This is a genomic window from Prosthecobacter sp., from assembly GCF_044373815.1.
Classification (GTDB): Bacteria; Verrucomicrobiota; Verrucomicrobiia; order Verrucomicrobiales; family Verrucomicrobiaceae; genus Prosthecobacter.
Genome location: NZ_JBIPNG010000624.1, coordinates 1 through 3,202 on the forward strand (window position 1 = coordinate 1; position 3,202 = coordinate 3,202).

The 3,202-nt window shown below is 63.6% G+C and carries 3 protein-coding genes; 1 reads left to right on the forward strand and 2 read right to left on the reverse strand.

The window, feature by feature from the left end:
* Both ACIREA_RS29295 and ACIREA_RS29300 read right to left on the reverse strand, forming a co-directional pair.
* Window positions 1–952: tetratricopeptide repeat protein (locus ACIREA_RS29295; protein WP_397385863.1), on the reverse strand; the 952-nt coding region annotated here is incomplete at its 3' end.
* 251 nt (window positions 953–1,203) lie between these two features.
* Window positions 1,204–2,310 carry a transposase gene (locus ACIREA_RS29300; RefSeq protein ID WP_397385864.1) on the reverse strand — a complete coding sequence of 369 codons (1,107 nt, stop codon included), beginning with the start codon at window positions 2,308–2,310 and terminating at the stop codon, window positions 1,204–1,206.
* A gap of 274 nt (window positions 2,311–2,584) precedes the next feature.
* Here ACIREA_RS29300 and ACIREA_RS29305 point away from each other — a divergent pair, with 274 nt between their 5' ends.
* Complete coding sequence (locus ACIREA_RS29305) at window positions 2,585–3,190, forward strand: hypothetical protein (RefSeq protein ID WP_397385865.1); 606 nt, start codon at window positions 2,585–2,587, stop codon at window positions 3,188–3,190.
* Window positions 3,191–3,202 lie beyond the last annotated feature (12 nt).

The window sequence follows — 3,202 nt, forward strand, 5'->3', positions numbered from 1 at the left end:
CTTCAGCGAAGTCTTTGACCACGCCGACGCCACGGAGGTAGAACTCGCCGAGGTCAAACTGCGCATTGGGGTCTCCCTGCGCGGCGGCTTTGCGGACCCAGGTGAGCGCGGCGATCTCGTCTTTGGCAACGCCACTGCCCTGGAAGTAGGCGCCGCCGAGGAGGTACTGCGCCCTGCCATCGCCATGGTCTGCGGCGAGGCGGAGCCACTTGACGGCCTCTGCGGCGTCCTTGGGCACGCCATCGCCATTGAGCAGTCGCTGGCCGAGGAGGCGCTGCGCCTGCACCTCTCCCTGCTCGGCACGGGTGCGGAGCTCGGGCAGAGGGGTGGTATCTGCGAGGGTGGTGGGAGGTGCGGTGGTAGGCGGGGCAGGGGTGCTCTCTGAGGTGGTGGCGGTGGCGGCTGATGCTGCGGGGGGCTGGGAGGGGAACTGGAGGAAGAAGGCGAGCCCTAGGACGGCGGCGCCAACGGAGAGGCCGATGGCGATGCGGGCGAGCGTGCTGGCGGTTTTTTTTACCAGCGGCTGGGGCTCGGCTGGCTGGGAGACAGGGCGAGGGCGGGAGGCGCGGGGCTGTGCTGCGGAGGTGGCCTCCCAAGGCTGCTGCGGGGGCGGTGGTGGCTGCGAGAAGGACGGGGGCTGCTGGTGTTGCTGCTGCGATGCAAAGGGGCGCTTGGGAGCGGGCAGGGGCTGGGAGGAGGGCGAGTGGCGCGAAGTGCGGCTGCTGGCCTTGGCTTTTATAAAGGGGAAGGCCCCGTCCGGCACGGCCTGCAGCAGGGCGTGGGCGGCTTTGACCCCGGCGCTTTGGGTGTTGGCCTTGGCGATGAGCTCGGGATTTCCCTCAAAGCGGCCGACGCACCAGACGAGGAGGGCGTCCTGGTAGGCGGTGGTGAGCTGCGCCCGGGATATGGGGGCGGTGAGATCGAGAATGCGTAGGGCGTCGGTAGTCGTCATAGGGCCGAAGCTGCGAGAGAAGCGTGGAAAGGCCGTGTGTCACCCTAGATTTTGTTTGAAGGAGTTTTTGGGGGAGGCGCAGGTTTTGGTGGGAGGCAGGGACGCTGCGCCGCGTGGAGAAAAAACGGTGCGGCTTGCTGCTGAGCGGGCCGCGTGAATGGGCCACGCGGCTGCTTTTGTTGCCACAACTCCTGCACCCAGGAGCCGTTCCATGTGCGGCATTTCACCCAACGGAAGGCTAGGGGGGATGGTCAGCCCAGGGGCTTGATCCGGAGCTGGCGCAGCGTGTAGAAGGGGGCGTCTGATTCCGTCATGCGCCGGGCTCCGATTTTGCGCCGGGGGCCGAACTGATCGCGCTGCGCGGTGAAGATGCCGTCCACGAATTCCTTGCTGCCTAGAGCCACGCCGTCTGTGAAGTAGCGCACGCGCAGGTGCACGAGTTCGCCGGGGCTGAGCCTGCCTTTTTCCGCCAGCACGGTGCGTGCGGAATCCGCGCTGATGCCACGAGATACCACTTTCTCATTCTGCGCGTCTTTGACCTCGCGCCCCTCGGCGTGCAGGAGGCATCGGTAGGCGGCTGCTGCGCCGGCGGTCTTCCAGCCGTCCACCGGTTTGCCCTGGGCCTTGCACAGGCCGCGCTGGGCTCTGCGACTGCCGCCGAGGGCCTCGGCGTAGCCGCACCAGCGGTAGTCCTTGGGATCTTTGACAAGGCCGGCGCGCACGGGATTGAGATCGATGTAGGCTGCCATGGTGCGCAGGGGCTCGCCTTTGCCTTCGACGAGCACGCTTTTGAAGCGGTCCATCCACAGCGTGCCACGGCGGCCACGACGTTTGTTGAACCAGCGGCTGAAGCGTTCCTTCACCTCTTTGACGAAGAGGGAGAGGTCGCAGAAGCGCTTTTTCAGGGCGTCGATCCGCTGCTCAGCGAGGACGGCCATGCCGCGAGCGCGGAAGTCGGCGAGTTCATCACGCAGCAGGCCCAGATAGGCGCGGCTGTAGAGGGTGCGCAGGTGATCGAACAACCGCGACTCGCCCTCGGGGCCCTCAAAGCGCTGCAGCCAGGTGTCGCGGTGCGGCACCTCGGCGAGGAGATGGAAGTGATTGCCCATGATGCAGTAGGTGACCACCTTGATGCCGGAGAATTCGGCCATGCGCCAGATGACGCGGCGCAGCGCCTCTTTTTCCACCTCATCAAACAGCACCTCGCCGCCGCAGGTGCGTGACATGACGTGGTAGCAATAAGACTCCAGCGGCCCTTTGCCGAGCACACGGAACCGCCCGCCAGACCACGAACGCGCGCCGGGATAGAGGCCGGTTTTCGCATTCACACCGACAAGCTGCTCTTCAAGCGGGAGCATCTGGGAATCAGGGGATTGAGCACGTTTCATCGCGCGGAATCTGCGAGAAATGGCAACGGGTGCAACAACTAAATGCCTGGCATTATTTTGCGATGGCCCGGCTCCGCTCCTGTCGGCGGGGTGGGGTGAGCTGCTGTGTGTCTCAATCGTCACACACTCAATCTTGAGCGGACTGTGTTTTGTCACAGGATCGTTGCATGAACTCTTTGGCGGCACCTGTTTCTTCTCCTCACGGGGTGGGTGGTGGCTGGGTGCAAATGTGGAGCGAGGTGCCATGAAAGCGTGCCTGCTGGTTGGATTGATCTGTTGTTTGCTGGTTTCGTGCGGTCGCGCCAAGAAGCCGCAAAAGGCGGTGGGTGAGGTGAAGAAATCTGATGTGGTCTGGTGCCAGATCCAGGGGCCGACCGTCACGGTGCCGAACCAGAAGGCGGAGGAATGGGCCATCCGTCGTGCTGCTTTTTTATACCAGACGAAGGCTGAGGGCAGTAAGCACTGCTTTCTTCGGGTGCAGTTTACCCGCCCTGCGGAGCCCCTGCACTTCTCAAATGGCTCCCAGATTCCAGACCCTCCCCGCAAGCCTGTGATGGAGGATGTTTATATTCCCGATGCTCTTTTTGAGGAATTGAGGGCTGCCGGAAGAAAGGTGGCACCTGCCTCCGAATGCGTCATCAGCCGGAAAGGCGTGAAGGACCGGAAGACTGGAGAGGACGGCTGTGAGATATTCATCGTGTGCGACATCTGCTTTCTGAATGCCACCGAGGCGGAGGTGACCGGCGGGTGGTGGAAGAGTCCGAAGAGCGCCGCGTCATACACGTATGTGCTGAAAAAGATCGACGGCGTCTGGGTGGTGACAGGTGAGCGCATGACCGCTGTTTCTTGAGCTGAGGTGGCT